The following is a 21,123-nucleotide window of genomic DNA, read 5'->3' on the forward strand; positions in this document are numbered from 1 at the left end:
CGCCTCAATCGCCGGCGGGGCTTGATTCGCCCGGCTTGAGTTGCTCAGCCGCGGCGTAGTGCCAGCGCTGCTGTTCGCAGTGCTCGGGTCAGGGGGCGGCCCGTCAACGGCTTGGGGCCCGAGCGGTCGAGCCACCAGTGGGTCAGCTCGCGGCGGGTGGCCGTGTCCCGGACGCGTTGCGCGAGCAGCAGGTCCTCGGCGAAGTCGAGGGCGTCGCGGCGGTAGCCGCTTGTCATCGGGTGTCGTCGTGCGTAGCCGAGGAAGAGTGAGCGATAGGCGGACTCGCCGAGTATCAGGGGCAGTTCGGGTGCCACCTTCGCGACGACGTCGGCCCGCTTGGCCGCGAGCGCGCGGCTCTGGACGGCGAGCCGCGCGCGGTCGAAGCCCTCCGGGGCCGGGGTGCCGGCGACGAGTGCGGACAGCAGGGCGGCCTGGTCGAGGGCGAGCCGCTGGCGTGCGGCGGCGTCGTCGACCGGAGGGGCGGGGGGTTTCGCGCGTCGGTCCGGGGCCTGCGCGCGGGGTCCTGCCCCGGCCGCGACGGTCTCCCGGACGACCTCCACCTCGCGCCCCAACTCGCCCAGGTCCTCGGGGAAGTTGTCGTCGCGCTCGAGCAGCACCCCCGGCGGGGTCACGCGCGAGGCCAGTTCGGCCAGTACGTCGAGGACGGCGCGCGGCACCGGGTGTGCGTGGCTGTCGTGCCAGACGCCGTCGCGCTCGAAGCCGCCCGCGACATGCACGTACGCGATGGCCTCGACCGGCAGTTCGGCCAGCGCCTTCGCCGGGTCCTCGCCGCGGTTGACGTGGTTGGTGTGGAGATTGGCGACGTCGATGAGGAGACGTACGCCGGTGCGTTCCACCAGCTCGTACAGGAACTGACCCTCCGTCAACTCCTCGCCGGGCCAGCCGAACAGCGCCGCGATGTTCTCCACGGCGAGCGGCACCGGCAGCGCGTCCTGGGCGATCCGCACGTTCTCGCACAGCACGTCGAGCGCGTCGCGGGTGCGCGGCACGGGCAGCAGGTGCCCGGCCTCCAGGAGCGGCGACGCGGTGCGTTCACCACCGGCCCGTACGAACGCGATGTGCTCGGTGACCAGTGGCGACCCGAGCGCCTCGGCGCGCGCCGCGAGGTCGGCGAGCCGCTGCTCGTCGGGCCGCTCGGCCCCGCCGAGTCCGAGCGAGACGCCGTGCGGCACGACGGTGACGCCGCGCTCGCGCAGCCGCAGCAGCGAGTCCGGCAGATGCCCCGGACACAGATTCTCGGCGACGACCTCGACCCAGTCGATGCCCGGCATGGCCTCGACCGCCTCCGCGATCTCGGGCCGCCACCCGATCCCGGTCCCCAGCTCCATGGAACTCCCCCTCCTGCGCCCGGCTCCCTGAAGTCCTCACCGCACCGGGCGGCCCCGAACCCCTTAGCGGCCACGTTCAGAGCAACATTTGAGGTTCCGCCCACGGGCCGTCGGGTGGCACGCTGCCGCCATGGATCAAGCGGAAGCACTGCTCATCGGGGGACGCGCGGGCGTCGGGAAGACATCGGTGGCGTGGGAGGTCTCCGCGCTTCTGCGGGCCGCGGAGGTGCCTCATTGCGTTCTGGAAGGCGACTATTTGGGCCAGGTCCACCCCGCGCCGCCGGACGACCCGCACCGCAGCGTCGTCACCGAGCGCAACCTCGTCGCGCTCTGGTCCAACTTCGCGGACCTCGGCCACCGCCGCCTGATCTACACCAACACCGTCAGCGTACTGACCGGCAGCGCGGGAATGTTCCGGCGCGCGATGGGCGAGGACGTCCGGCTCGTACGAGTGTTGCTCACGGCCTCGGACGCCACCGCCGGGGAGCGGCTCGCGGGCCGCGAACTCGGCTCGGAACTGGAGACCGAACTGCGCGGAAGCCTCCGCAAGGCCCGTCTCCTGGACGAACAGGCCCCGCACGACACCGTGCGCGTGCCGACGGACGGCCGGGGCGTGCCGACGGTCGCACGGGAGGTGCTGGCCGTCACGGGGTGGGCCGAGGGGGCGTAGGCGTCGTGTGCGAGGGGCCCCGGGGGAACCGACCCGTCCCCTCGTGGAGTGGGGTAGCCTTCCGAGTGGCCCCGGCCGTCCGTCATCCCCCGTGCGGACGGGCGGGGTCTTTTGCGTTCAGAGGCGGGGGAGGCCGGGCAGGAAGTCGCCCGTCCGCGGGCCCTCGGAGACGACTGTGTCGCTCGGCGGGATCTCCGTGAAACCGGCGTCCCGTACGACGGGCAGACCACCCGTGGTCAGCGCGGGCCAGCGCGCCGGGTCCGCGGTGCGTACCGACAGCGGGAAGCCCGCCTCGCGCCACTCCTTGCGCTCCGCGTCGGACAGCTCCCACCACGCGAGCTGGGCCCCGTGCCCGGCCTGCGCCATGGTCTTGCCCGCGGTCATGCCGAGGTCCGGGTTGAGCCACATGACCGGGGCCGACGGGTCGGCGGCGGGCGGCGGTTCCGGGTCGTCGAGGTCCGTGCCGGAGACCTGGAGGCGGGCCAGGTCCTTGGGCCAGCCGTCGAGGGGGACCGGCGGGAAGACCCGTACCTCGGCGGAGCCGGTGGTGACCGTGATGCCGTCGAGGGCCTCCGCGCGCCGCCACTCCGCGCCCCTCGCCCGCCGCACCACCTTGCGGATCCGGGCGTCCTGCCAGTCGCGCATCGCCTGCGCCCACTCGCCGTCGCCGACGGACCGCTCGTCCGAGAGGATCACCAACACGGCGCGCGCCGCGGCCTCCAGGGCGTCCGTCCGCGTCGGGGGCGCGGCCCGCTCGATGCGCACGACGAGCGGCAGCACGAACTGCGGAGCCTCGTCGCGTGCGCTGGGCTCGGAGCGGAAGGGGGTGTCGGTACGGGGGGCGTCGCTGGTCACGGGTCCAGTCTGCCAGGCGGTCGGCCGTCCCCCACGTCACGGGGCTCCGCCCCGGACCCCGCTGGCTCTCGTCCGACGGCGGGGCTCGATATTGCCTCGGTCACCGAAGGACCGGACGCGTACGGGAACATGACCGCATGCACGTCACGCTGCGCGGCGCGGGCCGCCGCTACGGACTCGGTGGGCCCTGGGTGCTGCGCGGGGTCGACCTGGACGTGCCCGAGGGGGCCGTGTTCCGGGTGCGCGGGCCCAACGGCGCGGGGAAGTCCACGCTGCTGCGCCTCGTGGCCGGGATCGACGCCCCCTCCGAGGGCCGTGTCGTCGGCCGCCCGCGCACCGCCTTCGTCCCCGAACGCTTCCCACCCGCCCTGCCGTTCACCGCCCGCGCCTACCTCACGCACATGGGCCGCATCCACGGACTGTCCCGCCCGACGGCCGCGCGGCGGGCGGGGGAGTGGCTGGAGCGGTTCGGCGCCGCGGAGTACCTGGGGACGTCCCTCGCCGAACTGTCCAAGGGCAGCAGCCAGAAGGTGGCGGTGGCCGCGGCCCTGCTCGCCGAACCGGAGCTGCTCGTCCTCGACGAGGCCTGGACCGGGCTCGACACCGCGGCCCGCGACACCCTCGACGGCGCCGTCGCCGAACGCGCCGCGGCCGGCGCCGCCGTGCTCTTCGTCGACCACGACCCGCGCCGCCTCGCCGCCACCGCCGACGCGACGTACGAGGTGGAGGGCGCGACGGTCCTGCGGAGCGCGGCGTCCGGCGGTGCGGCCGTGGTCGTCGACGCCACAGGCCCCGCGGGGCACGAGCCCGTCCTGCCGCATCCGCACACCCGCGTCCGCCTCGACCCCCGCACCGTACGGATCACCACGGACGCCGCGCACTCCGACGCCGTGCTGCGCGTTCTGCTCGCCGCCGACCCGCCCTGGCACATCGTCGCCGTCCGCACGCCCGCGCCCACGGAACACCTCCGCACCCCCGAGCCGACGGAGAACGACGGATGACCACGGCCCTGCTCGCGTACCAGTCGGCCCTGCTGCTGCGCTCGCAGCGCTGGCTCGCGCCGGTCGTCCTCTACGCCGCGTTCGCCGCCGTCGGCGTGCAGGCGGGGCAGCCGGTGCTCGACTCCCTCGCGTACACCGCCGCCGCCCTGCTCCCCGTGGGCGCCTGGCTGGCGCGGATCTGTGTCACCAACGAGCCGCCCGCGGCCCGCAGTTGCACCGCCGCGGCGACCGCGCCGTGGCGGGCCCATCTGGCGAGCCTGGCCGCCGCGTTCCTCGCCACGGTGGCCGTCGGCTTCGTGGCGACCGTCGTCGTGGCGCTGATCAGCGACGGGGTCAGCACCGACCGACTGGTGCACGTGGCGAAGTGGCCGGCCGCCGGGGCCGGGCTGCTCGCCGTGCTGGTGTGCGCGCTCGTCGGCGCCGCCGTCGGGGCCGTCACGACGTGGCCCGTGGTGCGCGGCACCGGCCTTGGCGTGGCCGGCCTCGTGCTGTGCGCGCTCGTCGCGCTGATCGCCCCCGGGTCACCGGCGAAGTCGGTGGTGAGCGCCCTGGTGACCGGGTCGCAGGACGGGGCGGTGCCGGTCCTGCTGCCGCCGCTCGTGGGGGCGGTGGCCGTGGCCGGGGTCTGCGCGACGGCCGCGTGTGCGCTCGCGTCGCGCCGCTGACCGGATCCTGGATCCGGTCCGGCCCGCTGTCCGGCCCGGCCCGTCACCCGGAGCAGGCCCCGCGCTGCGCCTCCTGCCTTCCCCAAGCTCTCGGCTTCGCTCGAGCAGGGGAGACCCCATTGCACACCGGGCACAGCGTGACGCCCTTCGTCGACTCCGGGTACTCCGTGGGCTCCCGGCACAGCACGCACTCGGCGAACGGTTCGTCCGCCGCCGCTGCGGGTGCCGGGCGCTCCTCGGCGCCGCCGGCGCAGTAGTCGCTCATGCCTCCAGCGTACGTACCCGCGCCCGCGCTCACGCCCCGCGCGCGGCCCCCACCAGGTCCGACACCCGCACGAACCGGTAGCCCTTCGCCCGCAGCTTCGGCACCACCGCCCGCACCACCCGCTCCGTCGTCGGCGCCGCGCTGCGCGTGCAGTGCATGACGACGACCGAACCGGGCCGCACCCCGTCGAGCACCTGCTGGGTCACGGCGTCCGCGTCCGTGGCGAAGGCGTCCCCGCTCACCACGTCCCACTGCACCGCCGTCACCCCGGTCGGCCTCAGCGCCCGCAGCGCCGCCGGGTCGTAGCAGCCCCCGGGGAACCGGAAGTACGGCACGACGTGCTCGACACCCGCCTTCCGGAACGCCGTGAAGGCGCGGTCGACGTCGGCGCGCATGCCCTCCGCGGGCACGCGCGGCAGGCCGTAGCAGTCACCCGTGAAGGCGTAGTGGCTGTACGAGTGGTTGGCGACCTCGAACAGCCGGTCCCGGCCGATGTCCCTGGCCTCGGCGGGGTACTCCTCGGCCCAGCGCCCGGTCATGAAGACGGTGGCCGGGACCTTCAACTTCCGGAGGGTGCGCACCAGTTGAGGGTTGTCGAAGCGCTCCCCGGAGCGCGCCCGTGCCCCCTGGTCGGCCGTCATGTCGGCGTCGAAGGTGAGCGCGACGGTCCGCCCCTTCGTCGCCGCGCCGCGCTCGAAGACGGGGGTGGTGCCGCCCGGCCCCGGCGCGAGCGTGGGTTTCGTGGTCGGGGTCGGCATCGTCTTGGCCTTGGGGGTGCTCTCCGGGAGTGCGGCGGACCGCGTCGCGCCCGGGACTCCCGACGAGGTGGCCCCGCCGCATCCGGCGAGGCCGAGCACGAGCGCGCCCAGGGCGCAGGTAGCCGTCACACGGCGTACATGTCTGATCACTCACCGAAGGTATCGTCGGATTCTCCGTAAATCGTGCAAATCGGACCGATGGGGGCGTGATCCCGTGCTGAGGGGTACCCGGCACCCATGACGACACCAATGGCTTTCCCCGACCTCTCGACCTCGGTCGTTCCGTTCGTCGCGGGCCTTGTGGTCGCGCTGGCGCTGATCTGGGCGGTCTGGATGGGCATCAGGTTCCGCCGCCGGGAGCCGGGCCCGCCCGACCCGGCCGACCAGCCGAAACTCCCCCGTACGGGCCCGGTCCAAGAGGTCCGCGAGATGCGGGAGCCCGACGAGGTCCCGCACACGGACGACGGCTCCCGGCTGACCCCGCACGAGCTGAACGGTCACGGCAGCGCGACCAGCAGGCGCAGCAAGGACCAGCGGCCGCGCCGCTGGGGCCGGGGCAACAGCGGCGCGTTCGGCAGCGGCGGCCCGGGCAGTACCTGACGGTGCCGGGCCCCGCGCCCGCGGGACCGTGCGGGCGCGGGGCCGCCGTGCCCGCAGCGCCGCGCGCGGCGGCCCGCCCTCAGTGCGTGGCCCGGGCCCGTGTACGTCGGCGTTCGGCCCGCAGCAGGCCGGCCCGCTCGCTCTCCGACGTGCCGCCCCACACGCCTGTCGTCTGCCCGGTGGCCACGGCCCACCGAAGGCATTCCATGATCACCGGACAGCGTCGGCAGACCTCCTTGGCCGCCTCCACGTCGTCGACGGCGGGCCCGGTCGTGCCGACGGGGAAGAAGAGGTCCGGGTCCTCCTCGACACACGCCGCCCTGTCCAGCCACTCCATTTCCGTATTCCTCACTGGCAACGGCATGCGGCGCCGGGTGCCCACAACACCCGGGCGGAAACGCCGAGTTTGGGCGCCGCGGGCCGGGGGACCCGGGTCGCGGTCGAGAGGCCAGGGGAGCGAAGGGAAGCCGGGGCCGGGGGGAGCACATCCCCCCGGCCCCGGCGTCGCCCTGCGACATGGAGCGGGAGGGGCTACAACGGTAGGGAAGGGAGTGAGCCGCATGCCGAGCGGATCGAACGCCAAGCGTGAGCGCCAGTACGAGAAGATCAAGAAGAGCGCCGAGGACCGGGGCGAGAGCACGTCGCGGGCCAAGGAGATCGCCGCCCGTACGGTGAACAAGGAGCGGGCGCGGAGCGGCGAGTCGAAGCAGGCGAGCCGCACGTCGACGCAGGACATCTCCTCGGGCAGGCGCGGCGGCCTGCGCTCCCACCAGGGCGCCGGTGGTCCGACGAAGGACCAGCTCTACGAGGAGGCCAAGGACCGGGGCGTCGAGGGCCGCTCGAAGATGAACAAGTCCGAGCTGGCCAAGGCACTGGGGCGCTGATCACTTCATGGACAGGGAACAGGACGCCGTCCCGAGGGACCTCCCCGACCAGCAGGCCGACCCCGACGACGAGACTCCCGAGCCGGAGGACGGGGCCGATCGGGCCCCGGAGCCCGAGGCCGAACCCGACGCCACCGTCCCCGACTCGGACGTGGCGGGCACCGGCCGGGCCGGGGCCCCGCACGCGCCGGGAGTCCACCCCGACCAGCCCGTCCCCGACGAGCCCGCCGACTGACGGGTCAGCGTCCCCGCAGCGCCCCCGCCACCTGGTCGAAGAGGGCCGCGTGGGCGCGGGCGCTGGCGGGGGCCTCCGGGTTCCACGGAAGCACCGACGCGCGTTCGGCGACGGCCGCCCAGTGCGGGTCGGCCGCGTACTGTTCGCGCGGCGCCGCGTTGGCGCGGGCGTCCGACAGGATGACGTCCGGGGCGAGTTCGGCGACGTCCCGCCAGGTCCCCGTGCACCAGTTGGCGCCCGGGCCCTCGGGCGGCGCCGCCATGCCGACGCCCAGCCCGCCGAGCGCGCTCAGGTCGGGCCACTTGGTGGGCCGGGCCATGTGCACCGCGTCCGCCCCGGCGGCCGAGAGCGCCAGCACGCGGACGCCCCGCGCGCCACGGGCCGCTACCCCCAACTGCCGCTCGGCGCGGGCGAGGTCCTCCCGCGTCTCCGCGGGCTCTGAAGCGCCGAGCGAGCGCCCGAGTTCCGCGAAGCGCTCCCGCACCCCGCCCAGCGTCCTGCCCTGCCCCACGTCGATCACCGCGACGGGGACGTGCTCCTCCAGATGCTTCGCCGTGTCGGGCTCGATGCCGTAGACCTGACCGCCGCCGTACGTGAGCGCCACGACCAGGTCGGGGCGCTCCGCGAGCACGCCGTCCAGGCCGAGCCCCGCCCCGGCGCCCAGATACGTGATGTCGTCCAGCGGCAGCGCCCCGGACTTGGCGCGGTCGGGCTCGTCGCCGTCGTGGAACGAGCCGAAGATCCCCACCGGGCGTATGCCCAGATCCCACAGGCTCGCCCCGGCCTGTATGTAGGCGACGACCCGCGAAGGCCGCTCGGGCGCGGTCGCCCGCTGCCCCCGGTCGTCCGTGAACTCCCATGACAGTGCGGAAGGTTGATTCATAGGGCCACCCTGCCCACCGGCGACGACGGACATGTCCGCCGGGCGGCGGCCCGCCCCGGACGCGGAGCCGTGGCGCCGAGCCGAAGGGCGGCCCAGCGCCACGCGCACCCCGTTACTTGTGCCAGGGACCGGTGACCGCGAACGTCGTGCCCGGCGTATAGCAGTTCACGAACATCGTGTCGCCGTCCGGCGAGAACGTGACACCGGCGAACTCGCCCCACTCGGGCTTGTCGGCCGTCCCGATGTTCTGCCGTCCGCGCGCCATGGCGTACACCTCGCCCTTGCGCGTCACGCCGAACACGTGCTGCGCGCCCTCGCCGTCCTCGCACACCATCAGGCCCCCGCTGGGCGCGAGACAGATGTTGTCGGGCTCCTCGCCGGGCAGCTGGACGTCCGTGTCCGGGCCGAACACGATGACCAGCGTCAGACGGCGCGACGACGGGTCGTAGCGCCAGATCTGCCCGAAGTGGTCGGCGGCCGAGCCCTCGCGGCTGCGGGCGTACGACGACACGAAGTAGACGCTGGAGCCGCCCCAGTAGCAGCCCTCCAGCTTCTGGGCGTGGGTGATGCCCTTCGGGCCGAAGTCCTGGTTGCGGATGGGCGTCTGGGCGGCCAGCGGGTCCGGTACGTCGACCCACTCGATGCCGCTGAACGTCGCTCCGGTCTCCTGGACCGCCGACAGGTCCGGCACCCCGGGCACCCGCATCGCCTGGAGCTTTCCGCCCGCGCGCAGCGAACCGAGGCCGCCCTTCGTGTTCTTGGGCAGGAAGCGGTAGAACAGGCCGAACGGCTTGTCGAAGGCGTCCTCCGTCTCGTACACGGTCCCGTTCCTGGGATCGACGGCGATCGCCTCGTGCTGGAAGCGGCCCATCGCGGTCAGCGGGACGGCGCCCGAGCGGTGCGGGTCGACCGGGTCGACCTCGAAGATGAAGCCGTGGTCCTTGGTGTAGCCGTTCGTACCGGCCTTGTCCTCGGTCTCCTCGCAGGTCAGCCAGGTGCCCCACGGCGTGGGGCCGCCCGCGCAGTTGACCGCCGTGCCGGCGATGCCGACCCGCTCGGACACCACGTTGTTCTTCCGGTCCACGGAGAGCACGGTGCAGCCGCCCTTGCCCATCGGGTCGTACGTCAGACCCTCGACGGTCGGCACGCCGATCTTCCCGGTGACCCGGTTCTCGTGGTTGCGCACGAGGTGCACGCGGCCCTGTCTGCCGGCGAAGGCCGCCATCCCGTCGTGGTTCGAGGGCACCTTGCCCTCGCCGGAGCGCAGTGGCTCCCCCTCCCGCGACAGGACCTTGTAGCGGAAGCCCTTCGGGAGGTCGAGCAGCCCGGCCGGGTCGGGCACCAACGGGCCGTATCCGGCGCGTCCTTGGGCGGCGGCGGAGCCGGCGAACAGTTCGGAGAGGTTCCCCGCGAAGGCGATGCCCACTCCCAGGGCGCCGGTGCGGGCGAGGACTTGACGTCGAGTTGCGGACTGTCGTGCGTCAGCGGTGTGCGACATGGGTGACCTCCTGCTGGCGGACAGGAACTGTGACCCGGCTGTGTTTATCACGTGCCCTTCGCCGCGGGAACCACGCGCGTAGCGTCCGCGTTTCGTGCTCTATCCACGTAACGCCTCACCTGGGGGTTACTCGTGCACGAGACCCTTCGCGTCGCGCGCAAGGGCGGTCAGGCGGGAGATCGCCCTGAAGTACTTCTTCTTGTACCCGCCGTTCAGCATCTCCTCGCTGAACAGCTTGTCGAACGGCTCGCCCGAGGTGAGCACCGGGATCTCCCGGTCGTAGAGCCGGTCCGCGAGGACGACGAGCCGCAGCGCGGTCGACTGGTCGGGCACCGCCGCCACATCGGTGAGGCAGACGGCCTTCAGGTCGTCGGTGAGCGCCCCGTACCGGCTGGGGTGCACGCGCGCGAGGTGCTCAAGAAGGTGCGGGAAGTCGTCGAGCGAGGCGCCCTCGGTCGCGTACGCCGCCTTGGTGACCTGCTCGTCGGTGAACGGCGAGGGGGCCTCGGGGAGGCCGCGGTGCCGGTAGTCCTCGCCGTCGATGCGCAGCGGCCTGAAGTGGGCCGACAGGCCCTGGATCTCGCGCAGGAAGTCGGCGGCGGCGAAGCGGCCCTCGCCGAGCTTGCCCGGCAGCGTGTTCGACGTCGCGGCGAGCGCGACACCCGCCTCGACCAGCTTCCCGAGGAGGGACGACACGAGCACCGTGTCACCCGGGTCGTCCAGCTCGAACTCGTCGATGCACAGGAGCCGGTGTCCGCTGAGCGTCTTCACGGTCTGCTGGAAGCCGAGCGCGCCCACCAGGTTCGTCAGCTCGACGAACGTGCCGAACGCCTTGAGCTGCGGCTCGGCCGGCGTCGCGTGCCACAGGGAGGCCAGGAGGTGGGTCTTGCCGACGCCGTAGCCGCCGTCGAGGTAGACGCCGCGCGGCCCGGTCGGGGCGGCGGGCTTCTTGGCGAACCAGCGGCGCTTGCCCGAGCCGGACGCGTGCGCCCCGCCGAGCCCGGCCGCGAAGCCGCTCAGGACCTGGACGGCCTCGATCTGGCTGGGCTGCTTCGGGTCCGGAATGTACGTGTCGAAGCGGGCGGAGCTGAACCGCGGCGGCGGCACCATCTCGGCGACCAGGCGCTCCGCGGGGACATGCGGCTCGCGGGCGCACAGGGACAGCGGCGCCGCGTCGGGTATGGGGCTGATGCCCATCTGGCTGGACTCCCGGGAGTCGGCGGCTTCGAGGGATGACGACACAGCCACCCAGCTTAGTCTCCGTGCCACACTGCACGACATGCGACGCCTGTTCCCTGTGACGTACGAAACAGCAGATGGCAAGGGGTACGAGGGGAGGGAGGCGAGCCCCGGGGGCCACGAGTGGAGCCTCGACGAGCTCGCCGACGCCTATGCCTACCCGCCCGAGGCCGCGGACGCGCCGTGGCTGCGGGCCAACATGGTCTCCACGCTCGACGGGGCCGCCCAGCACGACGGCCGCTCCCAGCCCATTTCCTGCGACACCGACATGCGGATCTTCGGCACGCTGCGCGCGCTCGCCGACGTCGTCGTGGTCGGCGCGGAGACGGTCCGCCTGGAGGGGTACCGCCCCGCCCGCGCGCGCGAGGCGTTCGCGGAGCGCAGGAAGGCGGCAGGGCAGGGCCCCGCCCCGCAGATCGCCGTGATCAGCGCGAGCCTCGACCTCGACTTCCGGCTGCCCCTGTTCACCGACCCGCTGGTGCCGACGCTGCTACTCACCGGCGCGGGGGCCTCGGCGGACCGGGTCGCGGCGGCGCGCGCGGCCGGTGTGGAGGTGCTGATCGCGGGCGACGGCGCGGCCGTCGAACCGGACCGCGCGGTGGCGGTGCTCGGCGAGCGGGGCCTCAGGAGGCTGCTCACCGAGGGCGGGCCGAGGATGCTCGGTCAGTTCGTGGCGGGCGGGGTACTCGACGAGCTGTGCCTGACCGTGTCCCCGATGCTCACCGCCGGGGACGCCCAGCGGATCGCGGGCGGCCCGACCCTGGCCGTGCCGGAGCGGTTCGAACTGGCGTCCCTACTGGAGGAGGAAGGGTTCCTCTTCAGCCGTTATGCCCGGCAGCGGGGCGGACAGTAGCCGCTACCACGGGTAGTGCGGCGACATTCGGCGGAATGAGTCGTTCCGTTTAGCTTTGGCTGGGCACACTACATCTCGCAGACCCCGTGCGAATGCGGGGCAGGATGGTTTCCGCAGGTCCGCTGGTCCACCCGGAGGGTCGTCGTCAGCCGGCCCACGGTAGGAGAAGAAGGGCGCCCGTCGTGTTCACGAGCGTATTGATGATCGAGAAGGCTCTGACCTCCGCCGACGTGGAGTTCGTCACCACGTTGCACGGAGAGGAGGAAGTCTCCTTCCACGTGCTGCTCCAGCCCCGCGGGGACCAGGCCGACCGCCTGCTGCGGGCCATCGACGACGTCGCGATGGGGGAGTTCGACGAGGCGGGCAAGGAGAGCGAGGTGCCCGAGGGCGACGAGGCCAAGGGCCCCGCGGAGAAGGCCCTCGCCGTCTCCCTCGCCGCGCTCCACCAGGCGGGCAGCGAGGCGGTGGGCCGACTCATCGAGGACCACCCGCTGGACGCCCTCAAGGCGCTCGTCGACGAGGTGAAGGCGGACGAGGTCATCGTGCTGACCGATCCGCACTACGTCGAGGAGTTCTTCCACCGGGACTGGGCCTCGCGCGCCCGTCACCAGGTCGGCGTACCGGTCCTGAAGCTGTTCTCGCACAGCAAGGCGTAACGGGGAGAGGTGCGGGGCGGCGCGGGCCGAGGCAATAGGCTGGGGCCCGTGCCGTGGTCGCCCGGACCACGGGTCAGGACATCCGAGAACCCCAGGGGAGACCACGCATGGCACCCGGCCTGCCGAATTCCGTCGCCGACATGGACCGACCGCACTTCATCGGCATCGGCGGCGCCGGCATGTCGGGCATCGCCAAGATCCTCGCCCAGCGCGGCGCGCACGTGGCGGGCAGCGACGCCCGCGAGTCCGCGACGGCGCAGGCGCTGCGCGAGCTCGGCGTGAGCGTGCACATCGGCCACGACGCCGGGCACCTCGCCTCCGACGCCACCTGTGTGGTCGTCTCCTCCGCCATCCGCGAGGACAACCCGGAGCTGGCCCGCGCCACGGAGCTCGGCATCCCGGTCGTGCACCGCTCGGACGCCCTCGCCTCCCTGATGGACGGCCTGCGCCCGATCGCGGTGGCGGGCACGCACGGCAAGACGACCACGACGTCGATGCTCGCCGTGTCCCTGAAGTCCCTCGGCCTCAACCCGTCCTACGCCATCGGCGGCGACCTGGACGTCCCCGGCTCCAACGCCGACCACGGCGAGGGCGAGATCTTCGTCGCCGAGGCCGACGAATCGGACCGCAGCTTCCACAAGTACGCGCCGGAAGTCGCGATCATCCTCAACGTCGAGCTCGACCACCACGCGAACTACGCGTCCATGGACGAGATCTACGAGTCCTTCGAGACGTTCACGCGGAAGATCACCCCCGGCGGCACCCTCGTCATCGCCGCCGACCAGGCGGGCGCGGCCGAGCTGACCCGCAGGGTCCGGGACACCACGTCCCTCAAGGTCGTCACGTACGGCGAGTCCGAGGGCGCGGACATCCGCATCCACAAGATCACCCCGCGCGGCCTGACCAGCGAGGTGACCGTCCTCCTGGACGGCAAGCTGCTGACCTTCACGGTCTCGGTCCCCGGCCGCCACTACGCGCAGAACGCGGTGGCGGCGCTCGCCGCGGGCGTCGCGATGGGCATCCCGGCCCGGAACCTCGCCTCGGCGCTCAAGTCGTACACCGGCGTCAAGCGCCGCCTCCAGCTCAAGGGCGAGGAGGGCGGCGTCCAGGTCATCGACTCCTACGCCCACCACCCCACCGAGATGACGGCCGACCTGGAGGCCATGCGCTCGGCGGCCGGTGACGCCCGCATCCTCGTGCTCTTCCAGCCCCACCTCTTCTCCCGCACCCAGGAGCTGGGCAAGGAGATGGGCCAGGCCCTCGCGCTCGCGGACTCCTCGGTCGTCCTCGACATCTACCCGGCCCGCGAGGACCCGATCCCGGGCATCACCAGCGCTCTGATCATCGACGCCGCGCGCGACGCGGGCGCCGACGTGCAGGCGGCCGACGACAAGGACGCGGCCGTCGCGACCGTCGCGGGAATGGCCAAGCCCGGCGATCTCGTTCTCACCATGGGCGCGGGCGACGTCACGGAGCTCGGCCCGCGGATCCTTGACCAGCTGAAGGGATGAGGCACATGTCGTACGACGTCGAGAAGCCGGACGAGCAGTGGCGCACGGAGCTGACCCCGGCCGAGTACGCGGTGCTGCGCCAGGCCGGCACGGAGCCCGCGTTCCGCGGTGAGTACACGGACACGAAGACGAAGGGCGTCTACGCCTGCCGGGCGTGCGGCGCCGAGCTCTTCACGTCCACCGAGAAGTTCGAGTCGCACTGCGGCTGGCCGTCCTTCTACGACCCGAAGAACACCGACGCCGTGGAGCTCATCGAGGACCGCTCCCACGGGATGGTCCGCACCGAGGTGCGCTGCGCGCGCTGCGGCTCGCACCTCGGCCACGTCTTCGAGGGCGAGGGATACCCGACGCCCACGGATCAGCGGTACTGCATCAACTCGATCTCCCTCACGCTGACCCCCGAAGGGGAGTGAGGGCCGGCGGTCGCGGCGGCGCTCAGCGCGTCGCCGTCGCCGCGGTCACCGGCTGAAAGCCGGGGTTGCTCACGCAGTCCGACATGCGTTCGGTGTTGGTCTCCTTGTTGATGGGGCACGCGCCGATGACGAAGCGCGGGGCGACCCCGCCGGGGAAGGCGACCTCCACCTGGTCGGCGTACTTGTGCGTGTCGCCGATGGTCTCGTTCACGTCGATGCCGTTCGGGGCGTCGATGTAGTAGTTGTACGCGCCGCCCTTCATCCACTTGGTCCACTTCTTGAAGAGGTCGTGGTCGCGCGTGGTGGAGACGAACGGCGACGGCTGGTTCTTGAGGACGTACTTCTCCAGGTCGTACTGGCCGTTCACGGCGTCCTTCGGCGCGAAGCCCTCCTTGAAGATCACCGCCGGGGCGCGGCCGTCCGCCCGGTACAGCGTCTGGCAGTCGTTGCGGTACTCCGGCTCCGGCGAGATCCGCTCGAGGGGGACCCGGTCGATGGCCGCGTAGAGGCGGTCCGGGACGACGGGGCAGGAGGGCGCGGCCTTCGCCACGGAGGCCGTGGACTTCGCGGTGTCGGCGTCCGGGGCACTGGCCGTGGCGGACGGCGCGGAGGCGAGCGCAAGGACGGAGACCGCCGCGGCGGGCAGGGTGGCGAGGCGGCGCGCGGTACGGGGAAGCTTGTTGATCATCATGAGCAGAACCTTCGGGGGCCACGGCCAAGATCCCCGCCAATCACCGGATCGTGGGCGTGTGCGGGCGCCTGTCCACCCGTAGCTCCTTGATCCCGTTGATGAAGTTCGAGACGAGGCGCTTCGGCGGTGCCGCGAGCGTCAGGGCCGGCAGCGCCCGGCCCACCTCCTCGTACAGCGCCCGCAGTTGAAGGCGGGCGAAGTGGGCGCCCAGGCAGACGTGCGGGCCGTCCCCGAAGGAGACGTGCGGGTTGGGGGCGCGGGACAGGTCCAGGGCGAAGGGCTCGCGGAAGACGTGTGCGTCGTGGTTGGCGGAGGCGTGCAGGACGACCACCTTGTCGCCGCGCCTGATGCGGGTGCCCGCGAGGGTCGTGTCCTCGGTCGCCGTGCGGCGGAAGGTCAGGACCGGCGGGTGGCGGCGCAGGAGTTCGTCCAGCGCGAGCGTCAAGTCGGCCTTCCCCGCGCGGAGTTGTTCGTACGCGGACGGGGATTCGGCGAGGAGCGCCAGGCCGCCCGGGGCCGCGCTGCGGACCGTGTCGTTGCCCGCGATCGTCAGCAGGAAGAAGAACATCTGGCGTTCGGGCGGGGTGAGATCGGGGTCGGCGGCGAGCGTCGTCATGATGTCGTCGGCGGGGTGCGCGCGCTTGTGGGCCGTCAGTTCGTCGGCGTACGCGAACATGTCGGCAAGGGCGGAGGGGGAGCGCGGATTCACCGGCGGGCCCGTGGTCGCCGCCGTCGCCTCGTCCGGGTCCTGGTAGCCGATGACGCGGCGCGTCCAGTGCAGCAGCAGGGCGCGGTCGGACTCCGGGACGCCCAGGAGGTCGGCGAGGTTCAGGAGGGCGTAGTCGTCGGTGACCGAGGCGACCAGGTCCACCGTGTCCGCGCCCTCGTCGAGCGCCTTGCGCAGCAGGGTTCTCGCCCGGTCGCGCACCGATTCCCCGAACGCCTCCACGCGGCGCGGCGTGAACGCCCGGCTCACCAGGCGGCGCAGCCTGCCGTGCGCCGGCGGGTCCTGGTTGAGCATCATGCCGCGGATGAACGGGAGGTCCGCCGGGTCCGGATCGCGGATCTGGGTCGCGCCCAGGTACGAGGAGTACGCCGACGCGTCCTTGAGGACCCGGACCACGTCCGCGTGCCGGCTGACCGCCCAGAAGCCGGGCCCCTCCGGCCAGCCGAGGACCGCGGGCTCGGGCTGCCAGGCCACCGGGTGGTGCTCGCGCAGCGTCCGGTAGCGCTCGTGCGGGATGCCTTCGGCGTACAGGCGGGGGTCGAAGACGTCGGGGACGGCAGGCGTCACGAGCGGTCCGCCCGCAGGAAGTCCTCCATGACGCGGATCAGCGAGAGCGGCGCCTCGTCCATCGCGTAGTGGCCGCACACGGGGAGGTCGACGAGCTCGCCGCGGGTGAACCAGGTCAGCCACGTCGAGCGCATCAGGGGCGCGGCCAGGGCCGGGTCGAGCTGCCCTGTGACCGCGAGCGCGGGGACCGTACAGGGCTCCAGGTCGGCGTGGAAGTCGTCGCCGGTCCACGAGTCGAGCCAGGCCCGGAACGCCTTGGCGTCGCTGCACGCGAGCGAGCGCTCCACCATGCGGTCCAGCCACGCGGCGGGGCGTACGCCGCCCGTGGTGACGTCGATGATCGCGCGGCGGTTCGCGGGGGAGGAGTCGGCCGTCACGAACAGCTCCCACTGCTCGGGCGGCATGCGCAGACCGGACGCCGGGACGGGGGAGATGCCCACGATGCGGCGCACCCGGTGCCGCGCGTTCGCCACCACGCGCTGCGCCACGCTGCCGCCCATCGAGTGCCCGATCAGCGAGAACCGCTCCCAGCCGAGCCGGTCCGCGAGGTCGAGCACGTCCGCCGCCGCCTCGGCCGTCGTGCACGCGCCCGGCGTCTGTTTCGCCTCCCCGTAGCCGCGCAGATCCACGAGCGCGTACTGGAAGGTGGTGCGGTCGAGGTCGGGCACGATCGGCGCGTAGGCGGCGCGGTCGGCGAACCAGCCGTGCACCGCGATCACCTTGTGCGGGCCGTCACCGTGCAGTTCGTACGGCAGGACGAAGGACGAGGTCACGTCGACTCCCCAGGGTGTGGAACGTCAGCGGTGCCGGACGCATCCACGGTGGCGCGGGGCCGTGCCCGGCCACAAGAGGGCGCACGCGCGCGTGGCGGTGTGCGCCGTGTCCCATCGGCGACAATGGACGGGTGACCTCCCCGGAAACCCCTCTCGACCGTCCCGACCTGCGCGCCGACTGCGCGGACTGCTTCGGCCTGTGCTGTGTCGCCCTCCCCTTCGCCAAGTCGCACGACTTCGCGCACAACAAGAACGCGGGCACGCCCTGCCGCAACCTCCAGGACGACTTCCGCTGCGGCATCCACGCGAGGCTGCGCGACGAGGGCTACCCCGGCTGCACGGTCTTCGACTGCTTCGGCGCGGGCCAGAAGGTCTCCCAGGTCACCTTCGAGGGCGTGAGCTGGCGCGAGCGGCCCGAGAGCTCCAGGGCCATGTACGAGGTCTTCCCCGTGATGCGGCAACTGCACGAGCTGCTCTGGTACTTGAGCGACGTACTGGAGCTGGACGCCGCCCGCGCGGTGCACGGCGACGCGCGGCGGGCCCGCGAGGACATCGAGCGCCTGACCCGCGCGCGTAGTGACGAACTCGTCGCCGCCGACGTGCCGGCCGTCCGCGCGGACGTGAACACGCTTCTCCTGAAGGCGAGCGAACTGGTGCGCTCCGGCGTGCCCGGCGCCCTGGGCCGCAAGAAGAACCACCGGGGCGCCGACCTGGTGGGCGCCCGTTTCAAGAAGGCCGACCTGCGGGGCGCCAATTTCCGCGGCGCCCTGCTCGTGGCCGCGGATCTGACCGGCGCCGACCTCCGCTCGGCCGACCTGATCGGCGCGGACCTGCGGGACGCCCGGATCGGGGGCGCCGACCTCACCGGGGCGCTGTTCCTCACCCAGGCGCAGCTGAACGCGGCGCGCGGCGACGCCGCCACCCGCATCCCCGCGGGCCTGCGGCGCCCCGCGCACTGGGCGTAGCGCCCCGCCGACGGATCAGGAGCACACCGAAGGCAGCGCCCGGGCGAGTGCCTTGAGGTGCAGGGCGTCGAACCCGCGCGCGTGGGCGTCGCGCAGTGCCGCGGCCGTCAGCAGCGGCGTGCAGGCGGGGGACGTACGGGTGGCGGCCACGTCCCGCAGCGCGTCAAGGAGCCGCGTCGTGATCCGGTCGAGCTGCGGCCTGACCTCCTTCGCGAGGTCGGGGCGCTCGGTCGGGCGCTGTTCGGGGTGGGCGTCCCAGCGGGCGTAAAGGCCGCGCTGCACCACCTTGTTGGCCTCGATCTGGTCCCGGAAGACGGCCTGCGCCAACGCCGGGTCGATGCCGAGGCCCGCCGAGCGCTCCGCCACGTCGTCGAGGATCTGCTGCTCGCGCGCCGGGTCGTCGATCGGCGCGTCCGTGCCGTACTTGGCCGCCGCGACCTTGTCCGCGAGCGCCAGCCGCTCTGTCGCGAGCGAGGTGATCGCGGCGAGGGCGCCCGGGTCCGCGTGGGTGGCCCGCGCGGCGGCGGGTGCGGCCGGGGCCGCGGTCGCCGGGAGGGCCGCGCCGCCGAGGGCGATCGCGGTGGCGGCCCCCAGGGTGACCAGGCGGCGGGCGGTGGTCGTGGTCCGGATGCGCAAGGTGGGTCCTTCGTCTCGTACGGGCAACGGGCATGCGTTTCCCCGAACGTACGTCGAACAACCCCGGTTCACGCGATGGTGCGATCATGTTCCGCCCCGTGGATGCCGGTTGACGGCCACGGGTAGGGCCGCGCCCATGACACACGAGTCCACACAGCCCTTCCGTCTGCCGCGCTTCTACATGCCGTACCGGGCCCGGCTCAATCCGCACCTGGACGAGGCGCGGGCCCATTCCACGGTGTGGGCCCGCGAGATGGGGATGCTGGAGGGCAGCGGTGTCTGGGACCAGGACGACCTCGACGCGCACGACTACGGCCTGCTGTGCGCGTACACGCACCCCGACTGCGACGGTCCTGCCCTCTCCCTGATCACCGACTGGTACGTGTGGGTCTTCTTCTTCGACGACCACTTCCTGGACATGTACAAGCGCACGAACGACCGTGCGGCCGGCAAGGCGCACCTGGACCGGCTGCCGCTGTTCATGCCGATGGACCTCGCCACCCCCGTGCCCGAGCCCGAGAACCCGGTCGAGGCGGGCCTCATCGACCTGTGGCGGCGCACCGTGCCCGCCATGTCCATGGACTGGCGGCGGCGCTTCGCGGAGTCGACCGAGCACCTGCTGAACGAGTCGATGTGGGAGCTGTCCAACATCAACGAGGGACGGATCGCCAACCCCGTCGAGTACATCGAGATGCGCCGCAAGGTGGGCGGCGCCCCCTGGTCGGCGGGCCTGGTGGAGTACGCGACGGCCGAGGTCCCGGCGTCCGTCGCGCAGTCGCGGCCGCTGCGCGTCCTCATGGAGACGTTCGCCGACGCGGTGCACCTGCGCAACGACCTCTTCTCCTACGAGCGGGAGGTCAGGGACGAGGGCGAACTCTCCAACGGCGTTTTGGTGTTGGAGACCTTCTTCGGCTGCACGACACAGGAGGCGGCGGAGGCCGTCAACGACGTACTGACCTCACGGCTGCACCAGTTCGAGCACACCGCGCTGACCGAGGTCCCCGCCCTCTCCGTGGAGAAGGGGCTCACCCCGGACGAGGTCGCCGAGGTCGCCGCGTACGCGCGCGGGCTGCAGGACTGGCAGTCCGGCGGCCACGAGTGGCACATGCGGTCGAGCCGCTACATGAACAAGGAGGTCACCGCCCGCTCCGAGCCGCCCCTGGGCGGGCCGAGCGGGCTCGGGACCGGCGCCACGGACGTCCGGGCGCTGCTCGCCGACGTCGGCGCCGAGCGCCTGCGCGCGTACGCGCACGTGCCGTTCCAGAAGGTCGGACCCGCCCTGATCCCCGACATCCACATGCCGTTCGCCCTGAGCCTCAACCCGGAGCTCGACGGGGCCCGCGCGCGGCTGCTCCCCTGGACGCACCGCATGGGCATCCTCGGCGAGGGCGTCTGGGACGAGGACAAACTCCGCGCCTACGACCTGCCGTTGTGCGCGGCGGGCCTCGACCCGGACGGCTCGGCGGAGGCGCTCGACCTCAGCTCCCAGTGGCTCGCCTGGGGCACGTACGGGGACGACTACTACCCGCTGGTCTTCGGGCACCGCCGCGACCCGGCCGCCGCCAGGGCGTGCACCGCGCGGCTCTCCGACTGCATGCCCGTGCACGGCGAGGTGATCTCGCCGCCCGCCAACGCCATGGAGCGCGGCCTCGCCGACCTGTGGCGGCGCACCACGGCGGAGATGACCCCGGAGCAGCGCCGCACCCTGAAGGACTCCGTCGAGGTGATGACGGAGAGCTGGGTGTGGGAGGTCGCCAACCAGCTGCAGAACCGCGTCCCCGACCCCGTCGACTACCTGGAGATGCGCCGCGCCACCTTCGGCTCCGACCTCACCCTGAGCCTGTGCCGGATGGGCCACGGGCCCGCCGTGCCGCCCGAGATCTACCGGACGGGCCCCGTGCGTGCCCTGGAGAACTCGGCCATCGACTACGCGTGCCTGCTCAACGACGTGTTCTCGTACCAGAAGGAGATCGAGTACGAGGGCGAGATCCACAACGCGGTCCTGGTCGTGCAGAACTTCTTCGGCGCGGACTACCCGACGGCCGTCGGCATCGTGAACGACCTGATGACGCAGCGCATGCGGCAGTTCGAGCACATCGTCGAGCACGAACTGCCCGTCCTCTACGAGGACTTCGGCCTCGACCGGGAGGCGCGCGCGGCCCTCGACGGCTATGTCGAGGACCTGCGGAACTGGACGGCGGGCATCCTCAACTGGCACGCCAACGTCGACCGTTACCGCGCCGACTGGCTCGGGAGCCGCGCCCACGGCTTCGTGCCCGGCCGGATTCCGGCGCCTCCGGTTCCGGTCGGTTTCAAGAACTGCACGTCCGGATTGGGCGATTCGGGGAACTTTGCTGGGGCGGCAGCCGTCTTGTGAGGTGAGACGGCCGTTTCGCGGCCGCGACAGGACGGCCGTTCGCGGCCGTGCA

Annotated in this window: 24 protein-coding genes; 12 read left to right on the top strand and 12 right to left on the bottom strand. The window is 72.8% G+C overall.

Going from position 1 to position 21,123, the window contains the following annotated elements:
* Window positions 1-44 precede the first annotated feature (44 nt).
* Complete coding sequence (locus ACZ7L4_RS07935) at window positions 45-1,349, bottom strand: multinuclear nonheme iron-dependent oxidase (protein WP_472100720.1); 1,305 nt, start codon at window positions 1,347-1,349, stop codon at window positions 45-47.
* Between the two features lie 130 nt (window positions 1,350-1,479).
* Here ACZ7L4_RS07935 and ACZ7L4_RS07940 point away from each other — a divergent pair, with 130 nt between their 5' ends.
* Window positions 1,480-2,019: a hypothetical protein gene (locus ACZ7L4_RS07940; RefSeq protein ID WP_472100721.1), complete on the top strand. Its 540-nt coding sequence runs from the start codon at window positions 1,480-1,482 to the stop codon at window positions 2,017-2,019.
* 117 nt (window positions 2,020-2,136) lie between these two features.
* Here the strand turns inward: ACZ7L4_RS07940 and ACZ7L4_RS07945 are convergent, their stop codons facing one another.
* Window positions 2,137-2,874 (bottom strand): peptidyl-tRNA hydrolase, encoded by a 738-nt coding sequence (locus ACZ7L4_RS07945; protein WP_472100723.1) that lies wholly within the window; start codon window positions 2,872-2,874, stop codon window positions 2,137-2,139.
* 137 nt (window positions 2,875-3,011) lie between these two features.
* Between ACZ7L4_RS07945 and ACZ7L4_RS07950 the strand changes: the two genes are divergently transcribed.
* Both ACZ7L4_RS07950 and ACZ7L4_RS07955 read left to right on the top strand, forming a co-directional pair.
* Complete coding sequence (locus ACZ7L4_RS07950) at window positions 3,012-3,875, top strand: ATP-binding cassette domain-containing protein (RefSeq protein WP_472100725.1); 864 nt, start codon at window positions 3,012-3,014, stop codon at window positions 3,873-3,875.
* The gene (locus tag ACZ7L4_RS07955) at window positions 3,872-4,540 is read left to right on the top strand and encodes an ABC transporter (RefSeq protein WP_472100727.1); all 669 of its coding nucleotides are present in this window, start codon (window positions 3,872-3,874) and stop codon (window positions 4,538-4,540) included. The genes ACZ7L4_RS07950 and ACZ7L4_RS07955 overlap by 4 nt, the downstream gene beginning before the upstream one ends.
* Window positions 4,541-4,583: 43 nt before the next feature.
* Here ACZ7L4_RS07955 and ACZ7L4_RS07960 read toward each other — a convergent pair whose 3' ends face one another.
* Window positions 4,584-4,805, bottom strand: a complete 222-nt coding sequence (locus ACZ7L4_RS07960; protein WP_472100728.1) for a hypothetical protein — start codon at window positions 4,803-4,805, stop codon at window positions 4,584-4,586.
* A gap of 29 nt (window positions 4,806-4,834) precedes the next feature.
* On the bottom strand, window positions 4,835-5,713 hold the full coding sequence (locus ACZ7L4_RS07965) for a polysaccharide deacetylase family protein (protein WP_472100730.1): 879 nt from the start codon (window positions 5,711-5,713) through the stop codon (window positions 4,835-4,837).
* An 87-nt stretch (window positions 5,714-5,800) separates the two neighbouring features.
* Between ACZ7L4_RS07965 and ACZ7L4_RS07970 the strand changes: the two genes are divergently transcribed.
* Window positions 5,801-6,163, top strand: coding sequence for a DUF6479 family protein (locus ACZ7L4_RS07970; RefSeq protein WP_450812702.1), 363 nt, complete (start codon window positions 5,801-5,803; stop codon window positions 6,161-6,163).
* A 79-nt stretch (window positions 6,164-6,242) separates the two neighbouring features.
* On the opposite strand, the gene ACZ7L4_RS07975 is transcribed toward ACZ7L4_RS07970, so the two are convergent.
* Entirely contained in the window at window positions 6,243-6,500 is a 258-nt protein-coding gene (locus tag ACZ7L4_RS07975; RefSeq protein ID WP_472100732.1) for a WhiB family transcriptional regulator, read from the bottom strand.
* A 223-nt stretch (window positions 6,501-6,723) separates the two neighbouring features.
* On the opposite strand from ACZ7L4_RS07975, the gene ACZ7L4_RS07980 reads away from it, so the two are divergent.
* Together ACZ7L4_RS07980 and ACZ7L4_RS07985 are read left to right on the top strand one after the other, a co-directional pair.
* Window positions 6,724-7,047 (top strand): plasmid stabilization protein, encoded by a 324-nt coding sequence (locus ACZ7L4_RS07980; RefSeq protein ID WP_472100733.1) that lies wholly within the window; start codon window positions 6,724-6,726, stop codon window positions 7,045-7,047.
* Window positions 7,048-7,054: 7 nt separating this feature from the next.
* The gene (locus tag ACZ7L4_RS07985) at window positions 7,055-7,282 is read left to right on the top strand and encodes a hypothetical protein (protein WP_472100734.1); all 228 of its coding nucleotides are present in this window, start codon (window positions 7,055-7,057) and stop codon (window positions 7,280-7,282) included.
* Window positions 7,283-7,286: 4 nt separating this feature from the next.
* Here the strand turns inward: ACZ7L4_RS07985 and ACZ7L4_RS07990 are convergent, their stop codons facing one another.
* The 3 genes from ACZ7L4_RS07990 to zapE all read right to left on the bottom strand — a co-directional run bounded on the left by ACZ7L4_RS07990 (window position 7,287) and on the right by zapE (window position 10,860).
* Window positions 7,287-8,165, bottom strand: a complete 879-nt coding sequence (locus ACZ7L4_RS07990; protein ID WP_472100736.1) for a substrate-binding domain-containing protein — start codon at window positions 8,163-8,165, stop codon at window positions 7,287-7,289.
* A gap of 112 nt (window positions 8,166-8,277) precedes the next feature.
* Window positions 8,278-9,663 carry an alkaline phosphatase PhoX gene (locus tag ACZ7L4_RS07995; RefSeq protein WP_472100738.1) on the bottom strand — a complete coding sequence of 462 codons (1,386 nt, stop codon included), beginning with the start codon at window positions 9,661-9,663 and terminating at the stop codon, window positions 8,278-8,280.
* 126 nt (window positions 9,664-9,789) lie between these two features.
* Complete coding sequence (zapE, locus tag ACZ7L4_RS08000) at window positions 9,790-10,860, bottom strand: cell division protein ZapE (protein ID WP_472101950.1); 1,071 nt, start codon at window positions 10,858-10,860, stop codon at window positions 9,790-9,792.
* A gap of 82 nt (window positions 10,861-10,942) precedes the next feature.
* On the opposite strand from zapE, the gene ACZ7L4_RS08005 reads away from it, so the two are divergent.
* From ACZ7L4_RS08005 to msrB, 4 genes are all read left to right on the top strand, one after another.
* Window positions 10,943-11,755 (top strand): pyrimidine reductase family protein, encoded by an 813-nt coding sequence (locus tag ACZ7L4_RS08005; protein WP_472100740.1) that lies wholly within the window; start codon window positions 10,943-10,945, stop codon window positions 11,753-11,755.
* 182 nt (window positions 11,756-11,937) lie between these two features.
* A complete protein-coding gene (locus tag ACZ7L4_RS08010) occupies window positions 11,938-12,411 on the top strand; it encodes an indole-3-glycerol phosphate synthase (protein ID WP_385763795.1) in 474 nt (157 codons plus the stop codon).
* A 107-nt stretch (window positions 12,412-12,518) separates the two neighbouring features.
* The gene (gene murC / locus ACZ7L4_RS08015; RefSeq protein ID WP_472100742.1) at window positions 12,519-13,922 is read left to right on the top strand and encodes a UDP-N-acetylmuramate--L-alanine ligase; all 1,404 of its coding nucleotides are present in this window, start codon (window positions 12,519-12,521) and stop codon (window positions 13,920-13,922) included.
* 5 nt (window positions 13,923-13,927) lie between these two features.
* On the top strand, window positions 13,928-14,335 hold the full coding sequence (gene msrB / locus ACZ7L4_RS08020) for a peptide-methionine (R)-S-oxide reductase MsrB (protein WP_422472816.1): 408 nt from the start codon (window positions 13,928-13,930) through the stop codon (window positions 14,333-14,335).
* A gap of 22 nt (window positions 14,336-14,357) precedes the next feature.
* On the opposite strand, the gene ACZ7L4_RS08025 is transcribed toward msrB, so the two are convergent.
* From ACZ7L4_RS08025 to ACZ7L4_RS08035, 3 genes are read right to left on the bottom strand one after another with little or no spacing between them, the layout of a single operon-like run.
* On the bottom strand, window positions 14,358-15,023 hold the full coding sequence (locus ACZ7L4_RS08025; RefSeq protein ID WP_472101952.1) for an ADP-ribosyltransferase: 666 nt from the start codon (window positions 15,021-15,023) through the stop codon (window positions 14,358-14,360).
* A gap of 43 nt (window positions 15,024-15,066) precedes the next feature.
* Window positions 15,067-16,320, bottom strand: coding sequence for a cytochrome P450 (locus ACZ7L4_RS08030; RefSeq protein ID WP_472100743.1), 1,254 nt, complete (start codon window positions 16,318-16,320; stop codon window positions 15,067-15,069).
* Window positions 16,317-17,093 (bottom strand): alpha/beta fold hydrolase, encoded by a 777-nt coding sequence (locus tag ACZ7L4_RS08035; RefSeq protein WP_472100745.1) that lies wholly within the window; start codon window positions 17,091-17,093, stop codon window positions 16,317-16,319. Before ACZ7L4_RS08035 ends, ACZ7L4_RS08030 begins: the two co-directional genes overlap by 4 nt.
* Before the next feature lie 131 nt (window positions 17,094-17,224).
* On the opposite strand from ACZ7L4_RS08035, the gene ACZ7L4_RS08040 reads away from it, so the two are divergent.
* Window positions 17,225-18,058 carry a pentapeptide repeat-containing protein gene (locus ACZ7L4_RS08040; RefSeq protein WP_472100747.1) on the top strand — a complete coding sequence of 278 codons (834 nt, stop codon included), beginning with the start codon at window positions 17,225-17,227 and terminating at the stop codon, window positions 18,056-18,058.
* Window positions 18,059-18,073: 15 nt separating this feature from the next.
* Here ACZ7L4_RS08040 and ACZ7L4_RS08045 read toward each other — a convergent pair whose 3' ends face one another.
* Window positions 18,074-18,688: a chorismate mutase gene (locus tag ACZ7L4_RS08045; protein WP_472101954.1), complete on the bottom strand. Its 615-nt coding sequence runs from the start codon at window positions 18,686-18,688 to the stop codon at window positions 18,074-18,076.
* A 142-nt stretch (window positions 18,689-18,830) separates the two neighbouring features.
* On the opposite strand from ACZ7L4_RS08045, the gene cyc2 reads away from it, so the two are divergent.
* Complete coding sequence (gene cyc2 / locus ACZ7L4_RS08050) at window positions 18,831-21,071, top strand: germacradienol/geosmin synthase Cyc2 (RefSeq protein ID WP_472100749.1); 2,241 nt, start codon at window positions 18,831-18,833, stop codon at window positions 21,069-21,071.
* The last annotated feature ends 52 nt before the right edge of the window (window positions 21,072-21,123 follow it).

This window comes from Streptomyces sp. NPDC107575 (assembly GCF_055657265.1).